Here is a 15,314-nt window from a genome sequence, read left to right as displayed (position 1 = left end):
GGAACAAATAAAGAACGAATTTCGATTTCCGCGAGAAACCACGGGAGGCGCTAGTCGAGGCGGATAATGTCGTCGTCCGGCTCTTCGGCAGGGGTTTCATTTCCTTCAGCGGGGATGCCCGGCGTGCGGACTTCAGGGATATCGCTGAAGGCATCCTCGCGCACTGTTCCTTCCGGCAGGCGCATGCCGCTTTCAGCGCCCGGGCTCGAGGTTTCCGGAATGCGCAGGTTGAATTCGCCCGCTGCGCCGCCGGCCGACTGGCTGCTGCTTGTCGGATAGCGGAGATTGAACTCTCCGGATGCCTGCGCTTCGGACGTGGATTGTGGCGCTGCAGCTTGCTCGGTTTCGGCTGGGGCCTTTTCAGAGCAGGCCACGCCTGCAATCGAAAGCGCAAGGACGGAGGCGAAGGTGGCGGCTCTCATATTCATGCTCCCATCGTGGATGTCCGTTCAGGACTTGGCAACCATCTGTTGCACTTTGTCGAAGAAGATGGCCGCTGCGTCGATGCCTGTAAAGCGCTTGAGTTCCTGAATGCCGGTCGGCGATGTAACGTTCACTTCGGTGAGCTTGTCACCGATCACGTCGATGCCGACAAAAACCTGTCCACGGCGCTTCAGTTCGGGGCCGATGGCATCGCAGATTTTCCGGTCGGTCTCGGTCAGGTCGACCGGTTCGGCCGTGCCGCCGACATGCAGGTTGGAGCGTGTCTCGCCCTCTTTGGGGCGTCGATTGATCGCGCCGACCGCCTCACCGTCGATGAGGATGATGCGTTTGTCGCCATTGCTGACGGCTTTGAGGAAAGCCTGCGCGATCAGCGGTTCGCGGGTACGTTCCAGGAACATTTCCATCAGCGAGCTGAAATTGCTGTCACCCTCCTTCATGCGGAAGACGCCAGCGCCGCCATTGCCGTAGAGCGGCTTGATGATGATGTCCTTGTGACGCGCGCGGAAGTCGAGAATGGCCTTGATGTCGCGCGAGATGAGCGTGTCGGGAATGACCTCGGGGAAGAGGAGGGGGAAGAGCTTTTCCGGCCCGGAGCGGACGAATTCCGGATCGTTCAGAACCAGCGTGCGGCCCTTCAGCATCTCCAGCAGGTGGCAGGCGGTGATATAGGCCATGTCGAAGGGCGGATCCTGGCGCATCAGGACGACATCGACATCATCGGCCAGATCCAGCATCTGCTCGTCGCCGAGGATGCCGGGCTGGTCCTCCACACGCTGGACCTTGGCCGGGCGGGCCCGGGCCAGCAGCTTGCCGGTGTCGAAGCTCAGATGTTCGGGCTGGTAGACGAAGAGCTGATGCCCGCGCGCCTGTGCGCATTCGGCGAGCGCGAAGGTGGTGTCGGCATTGATGTCGACCGCTTCCAGCGGGTCCATCTGAATCGCGATGCGCAGGCTCATACCGTCTCCCTGAAGTGTTGCTGTCGGGCTATATGTGACGGATCGGCCGGATTGATAAGGCGCCGTGTCGCATTCGGTGGAAATTTCCGTGCAAAAAGAAAGTCCCCCGACCATGGGCCGGGGGACAGTCCGATCAGGTGAGAGGACCGGTTATTCCGGCAGGATCACACTGTCGATGACGTGGATGACGCCATTCGAGGTATAGATGTCAGTCTTCACGACATCGGCGCCACCGACGGTCACGCCGGCATCGGTCTTGGTGACTTCAATCGTCTCACCGGCCAGGGTTTCGACGTCGGTAGTGCCGTCGGCGATGTCCTTGGCCTTGATCTTCCCGGAAACGACGTGGAGCTTCAGGATTTCCTGCAGCTGGTCGACATTCTCTTCCATCAGAAGCGTATCGAGCGTGCCGTCCGGCAGGGCATCGAAGGCGGCGTTGGTGGGCGCGAAGACAGTGTAGGGGCCGTCGGCTTTCAGGGCGTCGACAAGACCGGCTTCCTTCACGGCGGTGACGAGGGTCGAGAAGTCTTCATTGGATGCCGCGGTGTCGACGATATCCATCTTCTCCTCATGGTGGTCGGCATAGGCGATCATGCCGGGTCCGCCGATGAAGAGCGCAGCGGTCGCAACGGAAGCAAAGAGGGTTTTCATGGGGAACTCCTTTTCTGTGGTTGATGCCCTCTCTACGGAGGCTCCACAGGGGTGGATCATGAAAAATATGTTAAAAACAATGTGTTATAAATCAGCATGGATCGTGGGCTACACTTGCGTTTACGATAGCCGGATCATACCGGATCACCTCATTCGTCTGGCTTCGAACACTTTGAGGACATGCTGCCATGAAGACTGCTGCCGCCCTGATCGCCGCCTGCCTGCTCCTGTCGGGCTGTGTCACGCAGGAGGACAGCGCTGACGTGCCGGCTGCCTCGAGCGGGCCGGCCTCTGAAGAAACCACCGAAACGGCGGAGGCAAAAATCGCCACGACCCCGCAAGCCCATGCGATGCGTGTGGTCGGATCGCTTGTCTATGAGCAGAATATCCCGCTCCCCGTCGATGCGGTGGCAACGCTCAGCCTCTGGGAAGACGGGCTGCCCATGTCCGTACGCGAGCCGGTTCAGTCGGCGCAGTTCGACCTCAATGGGCGGCAGGTGCCGATCCCGTTTGAAGTCGACGTGGAAAACCTGCTGACAGTCCGGGGGCATGCCATGCGGCTGGACGTCGTCATCAGCGATGGCGAGGGCACCCCTCTCTGGACCAACCAGTCCTCCAGCCAGTTCGAGACCAGGACCGGTCTGATCAACCTCGGAGCCGTCCGCCTCCATCCCGAGTCGTCCGTTATTGTCGATATGACCGAGCTTGCCGGCAAGGACTGGCTCGTGGCGCGGCTGGATGGCGAGCCGCTCATGCAGACGACACGGGCGACCATCCGCTTCAATGAAGAGGGGCGCATCAGCGGCAATGCCTCGTGCAATGCCTATACGGGCAGTTTCAAGCTGAATGCCGGACAGTTGACCATCGCGCCGCTGGCGCTGACCCGGAAAGCCTGCGTGCCGCAGCTCATGGAGCAGGAACAGGCTTTCATCTCTGTGTTGCAGTCAGTGACGCAGGTGCGGATAGACGAGACGGGCCTGCTCGTTCTTCAGAACAGTGAAGGTGGCAGGATAACAGCCCGGCAGGGCGGTTAGGGGTCTAGTTCGTGGCAGCTGGTCCGCCGACGAGTTCATCATTGGGCGTTGCGTTGGCGCGGGCCCGCTCCGCGTTCACCCGGACATAGGAAACGACCTTCTGCACCCCGCCGACAAGGCTGGCGCGCTCGGCCGCTTCTGTCAGCTCCGACTGGGTGCGGGCAATGCCCATCAGATAGACGACCCCATCATAGGTCTCGATATTGAAATTGATGCTCTTCACCTCCTTCGAGGCGACAAGCGAGGCGCGGACACGCGCGGTGATCAGTTCGTCGGACGCATTGGCGAAGAAGCCACCCGGCTTTTCGATCTTGATCTCATTGGCGACATCGCGGGTGCGTGTCGAACTCCAGGCGAGATCCTCGGCGCGTACGCGCTGTTCCGGCGTGCTGACCCGGCCCGACAGCAGAACCAGGCCCTGGGCGACCTCGACATCGACTTCTCCCAGGCCGCCCTCATCGAGAAGCTTGGCCTTGATCTCGTTCGAGGTGGTTGCGTCATCGACGGCCTCCCCGACCGTGCGGTCCTGCATGGAGGCAACGCCGACCGCGCCGGCGGTGCCAATGGCAGCGGCCACGCAGCCGGAGGCAAGCAGCGGTGTGCAAAGGATCAGGGAGAGTAGGGCTGTTCGTGTCATGCTTAACGCGTCTTGTTCTGCAAACTGTCTGAACGGCTTAAAACCGGGTTGAGGCGAAAAATGGGCGCCAGGTGTCACGTAAGTGAATCGGCAGCTGTCGTGGTAAAATGATCACAAGATCGAAGCGCCAGTCCAGCCCTGAAAGCGCTGGCTTTGACGCCATCCAGCTTTCGGCCGCGCGACTGATCCGTGTCCAGGCGGCATCAGGCACGGCGGTCTCGCCCGCCAGACGCGTCGTGCGTGCCTTCACCTCGACAAAGGCGACGAGCTTGCCACGCCGGGCAATGAGATCGATTTCACCGACAGGCAGGCGCACGCGCTGGGCGAGGATGCGGTACCCCTTCAGACGCAGCCACAGCGCTGCCAGCTTTTCCGCCCGGCGGCCATGCGCCTCGGCAGCGATCCGTCGGGCGCGTCCGTCAGCCATCGGATTTGAGCGTCAGGGCGCGTTGATAGGCGTCCCGCTTGGAGATGCCATAGGCGGCCGCGACCATGTTGGCCGCCTGTTTGACCGGGGCGTCCTCCAGCGCTTTTCGCAGGGCCGTGTCGATATCCTCCTGGCTGGCTTCTTCCTCCAGTGGCGGCCCGACAAGGATCACGATTTCGCCCTTGGGGGCGCCTTCGGCTTCATAGTGGGCCGCCAGCTCGGCGAGTGTGCCGTGGCGGGTTTCCTCGAACAGCTTGGTCAGTTCGCGGGCCACCGCGCCGGTGCGCTCTGCGCCGAAGGTCTCGGCGAGGTCGGCAAGGCAGGCGGCGAGCCGAGACCCGCCCTCATAGAAGATCAGCGTGGCGGGCACTGATTTCAGTGCTTCCGCTTCCTTTTTCCTTTGGCCGGATTTCACCGGAAGGAAGCCGCAGAACATGAACCGGTCACTCGGCAGGGCGGATGCGACAAGGCCCGCCAGCATGGCAGAGGCGCCCGGCACCGGTATGACACGGATGCCTGCCTCGACGGCCTCATGCGCAAGCTTCCAGCCCGGATCGGATACAAGCGGCGTACCGGCGTCCGAGATCAGCGCAATGCGGGCGCCGTCCTGCAGTTTTTTCAGGAGGTCCGGGCGCCGCTCTGCCCCATTATGGTCATGGTAGGCACTCAGTTTTGCGCGAATGCCATGGGCATCTAGCAGCTTGCGGGCGACGCGCGTGTCCTCGGCGAGTACCTCGTCGGCTGCAGCCAGCGTGTCGAGCGCGCGCAAGGTAATATCGCGCAGATTGCCGATAGGCGTGGAGACAATGTGGAGACCCGGTTCGAGTTGCTGCTTGGCGTGTTGCTTGGCTCCATGAGCGGCACTAGTCTCGGACGCGGATCGGCTCTCTGCCGGAATGGAAGGATCACTGGATGACATCTCGGGCACAATCGCGCTTTGGGCGCCTCGCGCCAAGCCTTGTTTTCGCGGCTTTCCTGACATTGGCCGGTTGCGCCACGTCCGGGCCACCGGCGCCGATCTCCAGCGGCAAGCCGCGGGTCGAGCCCAGCCAGGACCGTCAGGCCGATCGCGACAGGGATGATGAGCGCGGCAGCCTGCATGCGAATGGCCTGGAAATAGACGCCAATGGCCTGCCCAAACCGCTACGGGGGAAGTTCACGCCGGAATTCCTGAAGGGCAAGGACCTGGTGCGCGCCGGCGTGCTGCTGCCCTTCTCGCACCCGAATGCCGGTGTCCGTGCCGAAGCCGAAGGTATGCTCGCGGGCATCGAAATGGCGCTGTTCGATCATGCGCCGGACACCTTCGTCCTGCTGCCCAAGGATACAGCCGGATCGAAGAGCCAGACCGTGGAAATGGCCGAGCAGGCGCAATCGGAAGGTGCTGAATTCTTTCTCGGCCCGCTTTTCGGCTCGAGCGTTGCGGCACTCAACGAGGAGCGGAAGCTCGCTGGCATCCCCGTCATCGCCTTCTCGAATGACCGAGATGTGGCTGGCGGCAATACATGGCTCGCATCGATCAGCCCGGAAGAGGAAGTCTCTTCACTCGTCGAGTACGCGATCAGTCAGGGGTTCCAGCAATTTGCCTTCTTCGGCCCGCAGAGCGCACTCGGCCAGCGCATCGAGACGGCCCTGCAGTTCGAGGCCAACCAGAAGGGCGCACGTGTCGTGGCGACGGGGTTCTATCCCGATGGCAGCGACTCGCCGAGTTCGGAAGCGCGCTATCTCGCCCAGTCCATCAATTCCGCTGAATCCTACGGCCCCGTTGCCGTCCTCATTCCCGAACGCGGCACGCAGCTGCGCAAGGTCGCCCCGCTGCTGGCCTATCATGGCGTCAGCCGCTCGGTTCAGCTGATGGGCCTGTCCGGATGGGATGATCCGAATGTCTGGCGGGAACCGTCCCTGAAGGGTGGCTGGTTCGTCGCCCCGCCGGATGTCGATCTCCAATCCTTCGAGACGCGCTACAAGCGCATCTATGGCCGCGCCCCGACGAGCCTTGCCGCGCAGGCCTATGATGCAGCCGCGCTCGCCATTTCGCTGTCTGCGGACGGCGACCTGGACCGGCGTGAGATCCTCGCCGAGGATGGGTTTGTCGGCCTCAACGGCCTGTTCCGCTTTACCGCGCAGGGCACGGCCGAGCGCAAGCTTTCCATCTATGAGGTCTCACCCGGTGAAGGGGCGACCCTGATCCATGAAGGCGGCACCCGTTTCGATCCGGATATCGGCTAGTCGTCCTGTGGCTCGGCCGGCTCCGGCAGACCGAGCAGGCGGCGCGCCGACTGGCGGTGACGTTCGCGCACCTGGGAGCCGACAATACTGAGCGCCGTGGCAAGCACCGTGGCATCATCGGCAAAGCCGAGCCCGGCGATGAAATCCGGCACCATGTCAGTGGGCACCACGAAATAGCCGAGTGCGGCGAACAGCACCGCCTTGGCCTTTTTCGGTGTCACCGGGTCCATGGCGGCGTAATAGGCAGCCGCCAGATCATCGGCGAACGGGATGCGTCCGGCCACGCGTAAAAGCTTCGGAAGGAGCTTGCGCTCGGTGCGCTTTCGCTCCTGCTCGATATCTATCGGCATATAGCGGGGATGGCTCTCCCCGTTTTCGATGACAATTTCCGTTGGGTTACGCATTGGCGGGCCTTTCCATACCCTATAGATCGCTTTTCATCATATGAGTGTTCCAAGGGAGATCCAACAGAATGAAACTCAGCTCAGACATCAGCGCCGTCATCACCGGTGGCGCTTCGGGCCTCGGCGCGGCCACAGCCCGCAAACTTGCTGCAGAAGGCGTCAAGGTCGCGCTGTTCGACCTGAACGAGGAAAAAGGCGAAGCGCTGGCCAAGGAACTTGGCGGTGTGTTCTGCAAGGCGAACGTCACCGATGAGGCCTCCATCGATGCCGCCTTCGAGAAGTCGCGCGCGGCTATCGGGCAGGAACGCATCCTCGTCAATTGCGCTGGGACGGGCAACGCCATCAAGACCGCCTCGCGCGACAAGGAAACCGGCGACATCAAGCACTTCCCGCTCGATAAGTTCGACATGATCATCCAGATCAACCTCGTCGGCACCTTCCGCTGCATCGCCAAGTCTGCCGCCGGCATGATGACGCTCGACCCGATCGACGGTGAGCGTGGCGCCATCGTCAATACGGCCTCCGTTGCGGCTGAAGATGGCCAGATCGGCCAGGCAGCCTACTCCGCCTCCAAGGGCGGCGTCGTCGGCATGACGCTTCCGATCGCCCGCGACCTGTCGCGTGAGCTGATCCGCGTGAACACGATCCTGCCGGGTATCTTCAACACCCCGCTGCTGCAGGGCGCGCCGGAGAATGTGAAGCAGGCGCTCGGGGCCCAGGTGCCGAACCCGGCCCGTCTCGGCAACCCGGACGAGTACGCTTCGCTTGCGCGCGAGATGATCGTCAACGCCTACTTCAATGGTGAGGATGTCCGCCTCGACGGGGCGATCCGCATGGCCCCGCGCTAAGCGTCGCCTGCAAGACCAGAGACAAAAGCCCGCTCTCTAAAGGAGCGGGCTTTTTTTCGTTTCCGGTCCGGTGTCCTCAGACTGTCGGCCGGTGCGCAAGAAAGCCGCTATTGCGCAACAGGAGCGCCGAGATCAGCGAGATGATCACGCCCACCGGGAAGAGTTCGAGCATCGTGATCGGGATGCGGTAGGCGGGATTGGCGTACATATCGGCAAAGCCGCGCATCTTCTCTTCATACGCAGCAAGCTCCTCGCCGCTCATGCCTTTCTCGCGGGCCGTCTCGATGGCGGCTTCGGTATATGGCCCGGCAAAGTCGAGGCCAGTGGTCGCGAGCGTCAGCTCCCAGCCAAGCGCATAGATGAAGGCGGCCACCGCGCTGATGGCGAGACCCATGCCGAAGGCTGGCAGGAATTTGATGACCCCGCCCTGGGCGATGTCGCGCTGGCGCTTGATCGCGAAGAAGATAAGGCTGAGCGCCAGGATCATCGAGGCATAGCCATAGACATGGCCGCCATGATCGCCCTCCATCATGGAGTCGCTTGCCATGGATATGCCCACGAACAGGACGCCGCCGGTGACAAGACCGGCCGCAAGGCCTGCGATCAGAATTCGTTTCAACATGTCGTTTGACCCTTTCCGTTTTGACCGGATGGAAAAGGGCAGGTGACAGAACGGATGGCTATCGCCCGAAAGGGTGATTTTCGTGAAATCACCCGTCCTGGTGACAGGTCAGCGTACAAGGCCGAGCTCCCTTGCCTTCAGGATAGCCTGTGTGCGCCGGTCGGCCTCGAGCTTTTCAAGCAGGCGGGCGACATGCGTCTTCACCGTGTTGGGAGAGACGCCGAGTTCGCGGGCGATCTCCTTGTTGGAAAATCCTGCCGCCAGCAGGTTCAGCACATCCTTCTCGCGTGGGCTGATGCCCAGGGCCGCCTGGGCTTTCGGATTGCCGTCGGCGGGCGTTTCCCCTTCGGCCCGGCCCCGGAAGAGCTGCGCGCCCACCCATATGCCGACACCGAGGAAGAGCGCAGCCAGCAAGGCAATGCGGACCTCACCGGGATGGGTGCGGGCGAAATGCTGGTATTCGATCCATTGCAGCACGAGGATGCCGGCGGCGAGGGCCGCGCCGTAAACAAGGATGACAGGCCATGAAGCGGATGTGAAACGGCGCAGATGCGGGCGGCGTTTCACCGGAAGCCCCCGTTACGCGTCCCCCGTTTGCCTGTCCTTTCCGACATGAAAATAGCCTCCCATCCAGTGCGGACGAGAGGCTATCATCATTGCTGCGAACGGTGAACTTTTAACGAGGGGCGCGCTGGATGCGTCCGGCGAGATTCATCTGGACTTCCTCGGCCGAGTACCAGGCCGGATCATCCGGTTTCTCGCCACGGCTCATGAGGATTTCCGATGTGGCTTCAAACCGGGTGATCTCACGGTAGTCGGGCGCATCATTCCAGAACGGGTCGTTCCACCAGTAGGGTGAATAGGCGCGAAGACGCCCATGATTCCCGTAATAGCTGTAATAGGGGTGGAAGTGGCTATAGGTCCCGCCGCCAACCGGCACGAAGCTGGAATCGGCATCGGTCTCACGGCGCACCATGCGGAAATTGTCATAACCATTCTGGATGGTCAGCTCCGAGGCGCGGTAGAGCAGATAGGTCTCGACGGTCTGGCGGTCGGTCAGGCTGTTGCCCGAAAAGCTGACCATCCAGCGATTGTTCTCTATCTGCTGGTCGGAATAGCCACTTGAGGACGGGCCCCCGGCGGCCTGGTAAGGCGTCGCTGTCGTACAGGCGCCAGCGAGCGCAAGGGCAGCGAGGGCGGGAATGAGGTGTTTCATGGTCATGGGACGCTGATCATTGTTGCTGTTGTCAACTATATGGGATGAAGCTGAACGTCAGGCAACGGCATAGGGGTGCCGCTGTAAATGATTGCAGTCAGAATTGAACGCTGGCGGCGTGAAGATTTCCCGGAAGAGCAACTGAGAGGGGCAGTTGCGCGTACTGATCTCAGGTAGCGAAGTTGAGGTTTCCGATGAATAGAAAAAGCCCGCAAGCGCTGGGCTTGCGGGCTTTCTGATGGTTATTGCCTGGCGGCCTGTCAGGCCGGCGTATGGCCGAAGACGGTCTTCACTTCGAGGAATTCCTCGAAACCGTAATCGCCCCATTCGCGGCCGATGCCGGACTGCTTGTAGCCCCCGAAGGCGCCGGTAGCGAAGTCAGGGCCGGCGCCATTGATGTGCACGTTACCGGCACGGATCTGGTTGCCGACCTTGCGGGCATGCTCGATGTCGCCGGACTGCACGTAGGAGGACAGGCCATAGACCGTGTCATTCGCAATCCGGATGGCATCCTCTTCGGTGTCATAAGGAAGGATGCAGAGCACCGGGCCGAAGATTTCCTCGCGGGCGATCGTCATGTCATTGGTGACATTACCGAAGACGGTCGGCTTGGCGAAGTAGCCCTTGTTGAAGCCTTCGGGGCGGCCCGTGCCGCCGGTGACGAGCGTTGCGCCTTCATCGATGCCCTTCTGGATCAGGTCCTGCACCTTGTTCCACTGATTGGCGTTCGAGATCGGCCCCATGGCGCCTTTTGGCGCATCGGCACCGGCACCCACCTTCACCTGCTCGGCGGTCGCCTTGGCGATTGCCATGGCTTCGTCCTGCTTGTCGCGCTGGACGAGCATACGGGACGGGGCGTTACAGGACTGACCGGTATTGGTCATCATCTGCATGACGCCGCCGGCAACAGCCTTGTTGAGGTCGGCATCCGGCAGGACGATGTTCGGCGACTTGCCGCCGAGTTCGAGCGCCACGCGCTTCACGGTCGGGGCTGCGGCCTGCTGTACGAGCACGCCGGCACGCGTGGAGCCGGTGAAGCTCATCATGTCGATGCCCGGATGCTGGGACATGTAGGCGCCGACACCGGGGCCGTCGCCATTGACGAGGTTGAACACGCCCGGCGGCACACCGGCTTCGTGAAAGATTTCGGCCACGATCATCGCATCGAGCGGCGCGATTTCCGACGGCTTGAGAACCATGGTGCAGCCCGTTGCAATCGCCGGGGCGACTTTGCAGGCGATCTGGTTCTGCGGCCAGTTCCAAGGCGTGATGAAGCCGCAGACGCCAATCGGCTCCTTGCGGATCTGGGTGGCGCCGCGCTGTTCCTCGAACTGGTATTCGCGCAGGATCTTGGCGGCGGTCATGTAGTGGCCCATGCCGGCAGGGACCTGGGCGGCATTGGCGAGCCACATCGGCGCGCCCATCTCGTTGGAGATGGCTTCGGCCATGTCGGAGGCGCGGGCCTGGATACCGGCAGCGATCTTCTCAAGCAGTTCGGCGCGATACTCGACCGAGGTCTGCGAGAAGGACGGGAAAGCGTCTTGCGCGGCCTTCACGGCCTTGTCGACATCGGCCTTGGAGCCGAGTGAGATGCGAGCAAACGGCTCTTCGGTGGCCGGGTTCTCGACGTCCAGCGTACGCGGTTCGACCGGGTCGACCCATTCGCCATTGATATAGAATTTGAGATAGTCCTGCATATCGATCCTCCGGTGGTCTTCGTTTTGCTGCCCCGTATCTAAGGCCCGTGCGCCACAATTGAAAGCGCTATCGCCCCGTCACCCCGTGTGAAATTGAGGTAACAGGGCGATGTGGGAGATCTCAGCCGCGGCTACTCGGCGAGGCCGAGCGCCGTTTCGATGGCGGCCCAGTCGACGACCTTGAAGTTCTGGTCGACCTCGGAAACCGGGTTGGCATCGTCCTGCACGATCAGCACACCGCGCGGATAGCCGGGCAGCGCGGCAGATGAGGCGTCGAGGCCATCGGTATGGCTGACGGCATCGACGCTGCCATCTTCGCTCCCGCCAACCTTGAAGATGCCGCGCGGGGCATGCGGGGCGGCGCGGTCATAGACGACATAGCGGTCGGCGGCCTGGGCGGAGGCGACGAGATAGCCCGCATCGCCTTCGCCAATCCAGAGCGACAGGCCTTCCACGTCAGCGACGAGGCCATTGCCGGCCGCGATCGTGTCGACACTCTCGGGCGTGCTGTCGGGGTTGCGCAGGTCGAGCTTCCAGATGCCGCGCTCTTCCTCGCCGATGAAAACCACACCGGCGCGGTCATCGACGACGCAGCCTTCGAGCTGTTTCGGGCCGAACTGGCCGACCTGCACGCTGCGGACGAGGTCTGCAGAAGGAGCCCCATAGGTGCCCGACTTCTTCCAGATCTGGATGGAGCCATCCTTGTAGGTGGGAATGGCAAGAATATCCTCACCCATCCTGCCCATACAGATGCCGTAAGGCTCGTCCTTCCCGGTCGGGCTGTCGAACCAGTGCGAGACTTTCTCCGTCGAGGGGGGCATCGCGAACCATGAGATCGCGTTGAATTCGTCATTCGATGCGACGGCGATGTTGCCGCGGACATCGACATTGTTCAGGCGGCCGACATCAAGGAACTGGGTCTCGGCGCCACTGAGACTGTAGACGTGCAGGCCCTCATCCTTGTTGGTGCCGAGGATCAGGCTCTTCGCGGCATCTTGCGGATGCACCCAGAGCGCCGGATCGTCGGCGCGGTCGCCCGTGCCGGCCATCGGATCGGTTTCGAAGCTGGCGGGAACGGAGGTTGCGGGCAGGCCATCATCGACCCAGACATCGTCGGTTTCGCAAGCGGTGAGGGCGAGGGCGGCTCCGGCGAGCATGAGGAGGCGGAAAGTCATTGGAAAGGTCCTGATTGGTTTCATAAAGGGGCGGCAGGCCGGAAACGCTGTGCGCTCCGGCCCGCCTTGTCGACCGTATGCCCGTCCTTAATAGGTCAGGCGGGCGCCGAAAACGACGGTCGTCCCGAACTCGTCATACTGCGAGAGGCGACGTTCGCTGCCGAAATAGTAGTATTCCGGCTCGTCGGTGAGGTTCTTGCCCTCCAGGTAAAGCTGGATGTGGTCGTTGACCTTGTACTTGGCTGAAGCCTCGACAAGCAGGCGGTCATTGGTCATGCGGTCCAGGTCTTCCTCGAACAGTTCATCGATATAGTCGCCGCGATAGTTGGCCGAGACGCGCAGGTCCCAGGGGCCCTTGTCATAGCCGACGGCCAGGTTCCAGATCGTCTCCGACTGTTTCAGGAAGGACACCTCCCGGCCATCCGGCAGCGTGCTTTCGCTGTCGGTCAGCGTCAGGTTGGCCGAGACGAGGAAGCCCTCGAGCATCGGGTTCAGGTCGGAGAGGCTCTGAACATAGTTGAACTCGATGCCGTAGAGTTCGCTGGAGCCAACATTGATGAAAGAGGTGACTTCCTCCACGTCGGCCAGCTGACCGGGCGTGAGATAGCTGAGGTCCACCGGCACGGTTTGCAGGAATTCGCTCAGCGGGACGAGGTCGCCATTATCGTCCTCCTCGCGCTCGAAGGTGGCCGGGAAGATGGCATTGTCGATCTGCTTGTAGAAGGCGCCGACCGAGAGGACAGAGAGTTCCGTCGGATAGTATTCCAGGCTGAGATCGAAATTGTCCGCTTCGTACGGATCGAGGTTCGGATTGCCGAGCTCGAGTTCGTCGCGGTCGTCATTGAAGGCCGTGAACGGGGCCATCTCACCGAAGGACGGGCGAACCACCGCCGCATAGTAGGCGCCACGGGCGATGAGCTTGTCATTGAACGCGTACCTGGCGTTAATCGACGGCAGCCAGTTGGTGTAATCGTTCGAGACATTGCGGCGCACGAGATTGGCCGGATCGTCCTCCTCGGCAAAGATGTTGCCGCTGAGGTCGGTCTTGGTGTCTTCCATCCGGACGCCAGCGATCAGGGTCAGCGGTCCAAGGTCGAACGTGCCCATCGCGTAGGCGGCGAGGATCTGCTCATCGATGGTGAAGTCTTCGGCGAGGCTGTCGAAATTGGTCGAGTCCTCATCCAGCTCGAAGCCTTCTCCGGCGCCATTGCGCAGGGCTGACGTCAGGTCCGGATCGGGCCAGGCCGGCATCGGATTGGCCAGCCGCCATCCTGAAATCAGCTGGTTGCCCACGAAGGGGGAAAGGTTGAAGTCGTCAGCTTCATAGAAAGTGACATTGGCGTCCCGGGTCTTTTCGCGGTCGCGGATCTTCATGCCAGCCTGCCACTCAACCGGCGTGTCACCGATCAGGCTCTCGCGGGAAATGTCGAACCGCGCCGAGATCTCGGCATCCTCATTGACGGTCTCCTCCTCCTCGAAGGCGTCGAGGAAATAATTGGACGGGTCGTAGACGAGGTCGAGCAGGGCCCCGGAGAATTTCGGGGTTTCCGGGTTCGAGAAATCGATCACGACATCGCTGTCGGCCAGGCCTGCCGCCGCTGCAGCATCCTGAATGTCCTCGAAGCGGAAGGTGACGTCGTGATTGTCGCTGTCGTCCTCCTCGGCATAGGCATAGGCGACTTCATAGTCGAAGCTCCATGCCTGCCAGTCGGTCTGGCCACCGAGCGCATAGGTCTGGATCTGGCGCACTTCGCGGCGCTGGCGGACTTCGGCGTCCATCTCGTTGAGCGGCAGGGTCTGGGAGTTGGCGGTTACGACGCCATCATCCTCGGCATCGTCGAGATCGCGGAACTCGAACTTGTTGCGGACTTCGTTATCCTCATAATTGTTGTACAGGGTGCGCAGGTAGAGGTCGGTGTTATCGCTGACGCGCCAGTCGAAATTGGCAATGAAGCCGAGACGCTGACGGGTCAGATCGTACCAGCGCTGCTCATAGTCATCGTTCAGGAAGGCGGTGCCGTCGTCTAGAAAGCCCCACTCGCCGGTCTCGTTATTGTGGGTCTCGATGGCGAGATCCTGATAATTTACCGACAGGGCAACGCCGAGCGTGTCATTGAACGTATCGGAATAGGTCAACGTCGCCTTCGGGGAGACCTGTTCGGAAATCTCGTTATAGGCGCCTTCCAGCTTGGCGCGGATGAAGCGGCCGTCGCGGTCGAAGGCGGAGATGGTCTTCAGGTCGATCACGCCGCCAAGGCTGTCTGCATCGACATTCGGGGTCAGCGACTTCTGCACCGTGATACCATCAAGCAGGTCGGACGGCACGCCATCCAGCAGGACGCCGCGGCGGTCTTCCGGCGACGGTGTGCGCACGCCGTTGATGGAGGCGGCGATCAGGTCGGTATTGATCCCGCGGATGGACACATAACGGCCTTCGCCCTGGTCGGTCTCGATCGAGAGGCCGGGAACACGCGCCAGTGAGTCCGCGACGGTCGTGTCCGGGAAGTTGCCGAGGCCGTCGGAGTCGATGACGCTGATGATGGCGCCGGAGGCGCGCTGCTGGTTGATGGCACCGGCCTGGGCGGCCTTGGAGCCGACGACGAGCACGTTGTCGAGATAGCGCACATCGCTGCCGACGCGGACATCGAGCCTGGCCTCGTTCTGGACGGTTACGGTTTCTGTGACCGGCTGGGCGCCGATATAGGAGACCGAGACCGTGTATTCGCCCGCCGGGATGTTGGCGAAGCGGTAGTCGCCATAGCGGTCCGTCGTGGTCGACCGGTCCAGCCCTTCGATGCGGACGATCGCGCCTTCCAGCGGCGCTTCGCCGGACGCATCGGTGACCTGTCCGCGAATGATGTCGGCGGAAGCGATCTGCGCAAGGCCTGCGCTGATCAGGCCGGTTGTGATCAGTTTTCTGTAGCGAAATTTCATTGGATACACCCCTCTTGAAGTCGAGAGGCGGCTAGCAGTGTTG

Annotated in this window: 16 protein-coding genes; 3 read left to right on the top strand and 13 right to left on the bottom strand. The window is 61.9% G+C overall.

Annotation, left to right across the window (positions count from 1 at the left end):
• Positions 1–50: 50 nt before the first annotated feature.
• The 3 genes from Q1K29_RS11065 to Q1K29_RS11055 form a co-directional block, all read right to left on the bottom strand.
• Positions 51–422 (bottom strand): hypothetical protein, encoded by a 372-nt coding sequence (locus Q1K29_RS11065; RefSeq protein WP_300394731.1) that lies wholly within the window; start codon positions 420–422, stop codon positions 51–53.
• 27 nt (positions 423–449) lie between these two features.
• Complete coding sequence (gene gshB, locus Q1K29_RS11060; protein ID WP_300394729.1) at positions 450–1,400, bottom strand: glutathione synthase; 951 nt, start codon at positions 1,398–1,400, stop codon at positions 450–452.
• Positions 1,401–1,550: 150 nt separating this feature from the next.
• Complete coding sequence (locus Q1K29_RS11055; RefSeq protein WP_300394727.1) at positions 1,551–2,051, bottom strand: fasciclin domain-containing protein; 501 nt, start codon at positions 2,049–2,051, stop codon at positions 1,551–1,553.
• 188 nt (positions 2,052–2,239) lie between these two features.
• Here Q1K29_RS11055 and Q1K29_RS11050 point away from each other — a divergent pair, with 188 nt between their 5' ends.
• On the top strand, positions 2,240–3,085 hold the full coding sequence (locus Q1K29_RS11050; protein ID WP_300394725.1) for an META domain-containing protein: 846 nt from the start codon (positions 2,240–2,242) through the stop codon (positions 3,083–3,085).
• Positions 3,086–3,089: 4 nt separating this feature from the next.
• Here the strand turns inward: Q1K29_RS11050 and Q1K29_RS11045 are convergent, their stop codons facing one another.
• Genes Q1K29_RS11045 through rsmI form a run of 3 tightly spaced genes read right to left on the bottom strand, consistent with a single transcriptional unit; the run spans position 3,090 to position 5,068 of the window.
• A complete protein-coding gene (locus Q1K29_RS11045) occupies positions 3,090–3,722 on the bottom strand; it encodes a BON domain-containing protein (RefSeq protein ID WP_300394724.1) in 633 nt (210 codons plus the stop codon).
• A gap of 37 nt (positions 3,723–3,759) precedes the next feature.
• The gene (locus tag Q1K29_RS11040) at positions 3,760–4,149 is read right to left on the bottom strand and encodes a YraN family protein (RefSeq protein ID WP_300394722.1); all 390 of its coding nucleotides are present in this window, start codon (positions 4,147–4,149) and stop codon (positions 3,760–3,762) included.
• Positions 4,142–5,068 (bottom strand): 16S rRNA (cytidine(1402)-2'-O)-methyltransferase, encoded by a 927-nt coding sequence (gene rsmI, locus Q1K29_RS11035; RefSeq protein WP_300394720.1) that lies wholly within the window; start codon positions 5,066–5,068, stop codon positions 4,142–4,144. Before rsmI ends, Q1K29_RS11040 begins: the two co-directional genes overlap by 8 nt.
• On the opposite strand from rsmI, the gene Q1K29_RS11030 reads away from it, so the two are divergent.
• Positions 5,062–6,375, top strand: coding sequence for a penicillin-binding protein activator (locus Q1K29_RS11030; protein ID WP_300394718.1), 1,314 nt, complete (start codon positions 5,062–5,064; stop codon positions 6,373–6,375). The genes rsmI and Q1K29_RS11030 overlap by 7 nt on opposite strands.
• On the opposite strand, the gene Q1K29_RS11025 is transcribed toward Q1K29_RS11030, so the two are convergent.
• Positions 6,372–6,779: a YkvA family protein gene (locus tag Q1K29_RS11025; RefSeq protein WP_300394716.1), complete on the bottom strand. Its 408-nt coding sequence runs from the start codon at positions 6,777–6,779 to the stop codon at positions 6,372–6,374. The genes Q1K29_RS11030 and Q1K29_RS11025 overlap by 4 nt on opposite strands.
• A gap of 68 nt (positions 6,780–6,847) precedes the next feature.
• On the opposite strand from Q1K29_RS11025, the gene Q1K29_RS11020 reads away from it, so the two are divergent.
• Complete coding sequence (locus tag Q1K29_RS11020) at positions 6,848–7,627, top strand: SDR family NAD(P)-dependent oxidoreductase (RefSeq protein ID WP_300394714.1); 780 nt, start codon at positions 6,848–6,850, stop codon at positions 7,625–7,627.
• A gap of 76 nt (positions 7,628–7,703) precedes the next feature.
• Here Q1K29_RS11020 and Q1K29_RS11015 read toward each other — a convergent pair whose 3' ends face one another.
• From Q1K29_RS11015 to Q1K29_RS10990, 6 genes are all read right to left on the bottom strand, one after another.
• Positions 7,704–8,249 (bottom strand): DUF4199 domain-containing protein, encoded by a 546-nt coding sequence (locus tag Q1K29_RS11015; protein ID WP_300394712.1) that lies wholly within the window; start codon positions 8,247–8,249, stop codon positions 7,704–7,706.
• A 108-nt stretch (positions 8,250–8,357) separates the two neighbouring features.
• On the bottom strand, positions 8,358–8,816 hold the full coding sequence (locus tag Q1K29_RS11010; RefSeq protein ID WP_300394710.1) for a response regulator transcription factor: 459 nt from the start codon (positions 8,814–8,816) through the stop codon (positions 8,358–8,360).
• A 109-nt stretch (positions 8,817–8,925) separates the two neighbouring features.
• A complete protein-coding gene (locus tag Q1K29_RS11005; RefSeq protein ID WP_300394709.1) occupies positions 8,926–9,471 on the bottom strand; it encodes a hypothetical protein in 546 nt (181 codons plus the stop codon).
• 254 nt (positions 9,472–9,725) lie between these two features.
• A complete protein-coding gene (locus tag Q1K29_RS11000) occupies positions 9,726–11,162 on the bottom strand; it encodes an aldehyde dehydrogenase family protein (protein ID WP_300394707.1) in 1,437 nt (478 codons plus the stop codon).
• 131 nt (positions 11,163–11,293) lie between these two features.
• Entirely contained in the window at positions 11,294–12,337 is a 1,044-nt protein-coding gene (locus tag Q1K29_RS10995; RefSeq protein WP_300394705.1) for a phytase, read from the bottom strand.
• A gap of 87 nt (positions 12,338–12,424) precedes the next feature.
• Complete coding sequence (locus tag Q1K29_RS10990) at positions 12,425–15,271, bottom strand: TonB-dependent receptor (protein ID WP_300394703.1); 2,847 nt, start codon at positions 15,269–15,271, stop codon at positions 12,425–12,427.
• Positions 15,272–15,314: the final 43 nt, after the last annotated feature.

The organism is Henriciella sp. (assembly GCF_029937755.1).
Taxonomy (GTDB): domain Bacteria; phylum Pseudomonadota; class Alphaproteobacteria; order Caulobacterales; family Hyphomonadaceae; genus Henriciella.
The sequence above is the reverse complement of the archived record's forward strand: the minus strand, read 5'-3'. Positions and strand labels throughout refer to the sequence as shown.

Bases quoted from the DNA above. Each gene is read 5' to 3' on its own strand.
- Q1K29_RS11005 (WP_300394709.1), bottom strand. From the start codon at position 9,471: ATGACCATGAAACACCTCATTCCCGCCCTCGCTGCCCTTGCGCTCGCT.
- Q1K29_RS11020 (WP_300394714.1), top strand. From the start codon at position 6,848: ATGAAACTCAGCTCAGACATCAGCGCCGTCATCACCGGTGGCGCTTCG.
- Q1K29_RS11040 (WP_300394722.1), bottom strand. From the start codon at position 4,149: ATGGCTGACGGACGCGCCCGACGGATCGCTGCCGAGGCGCATGGCCGC.
- Q1K29_RS11045 (WP_300394724.1), bottom strand. From the start codon at position 3,722: ATGACACGAACAGCCCTACTCTCCCTGATCCTTTGCACACCGCTGCTT.
- Q1K29_RS11030 (WP_300394718.1), top strand. From the start codon at position 5,062: ATGACATCTCGGGCACAATCGCGCTTTGGGCGCCTCGCGCCAAGCCTT.
- Q1K29_RS10995 (WP_300394705.1), bottom strand. From the start codon at position 12,337: ATGACTTTCCGCCTCCTCATGCTCGCCGGAGCCGCCCTCGCCCTCACC.
- Q1K29_RS11000 (WP_300394707.1), bottom strand. From the start codon at position 11,162: ATGCAGGACTATCTCAAATTCTATATCAATGGCGAATGGGTCGACCCG.
- Q1K29_RS11015 (WP_300394712.1), bottom strand. From the start codon at position 8,249: ATGTTGAAACGAATTCTGATCGCAGGCCTTGCGGCCGGTCTTGTCACC.
- gshB (WP_300394729.1), bottom strand. From the start codon at position 1,400: ATGAGCCTGCGCATCGCGATTCAGATGGACCCGCTGGAAGCGGTCGAC.
- Q1K29_RS11055 (WP_300394727.1), bottom strand. From the start codon at position 2,051: ATGAAAACCCTCTTTGCTTCCGTTGCGACCGCTGCGCTCTTCATCGGC.
- Q1K29_RS11050 (WP_300394725.1), top strand. From the start codon at position 2,240: ATGAAGACTGCTGCCGCCCTGATCGCCGCCTGCCTGCTCCTGTCGGGC.
- rsmI (WP_300394720.1), bottom strand. From the start codon at position 5,068: ATGTCATCCAGTGATCCTTCCATTCCGGCAGAGAGCCGATCCGCGTCC.
- Q1K29_RS10990 (WP_300394703.1), bottom strand. From the start codon at position 15,271: ATGAAATTTCGCTACAGAAAACTGATCACAACCGGCCTGATCAGCGCA.
- Q1K29_RS11065 (WP_300394731.1), bottom strand. From the start codon at position 422: ATGAGAGCCGCCACCTTCGCCTCCGTCCTTGCGCTTTCGATTGCAGGC.
- Q1K29_RS11025 (WP_300394716.1), bottom strand. From the start codon at position 6,779: ATGCGTAACCCAACGGAAATTGTCATCGAAAACGGGGAGAGCCATCCC.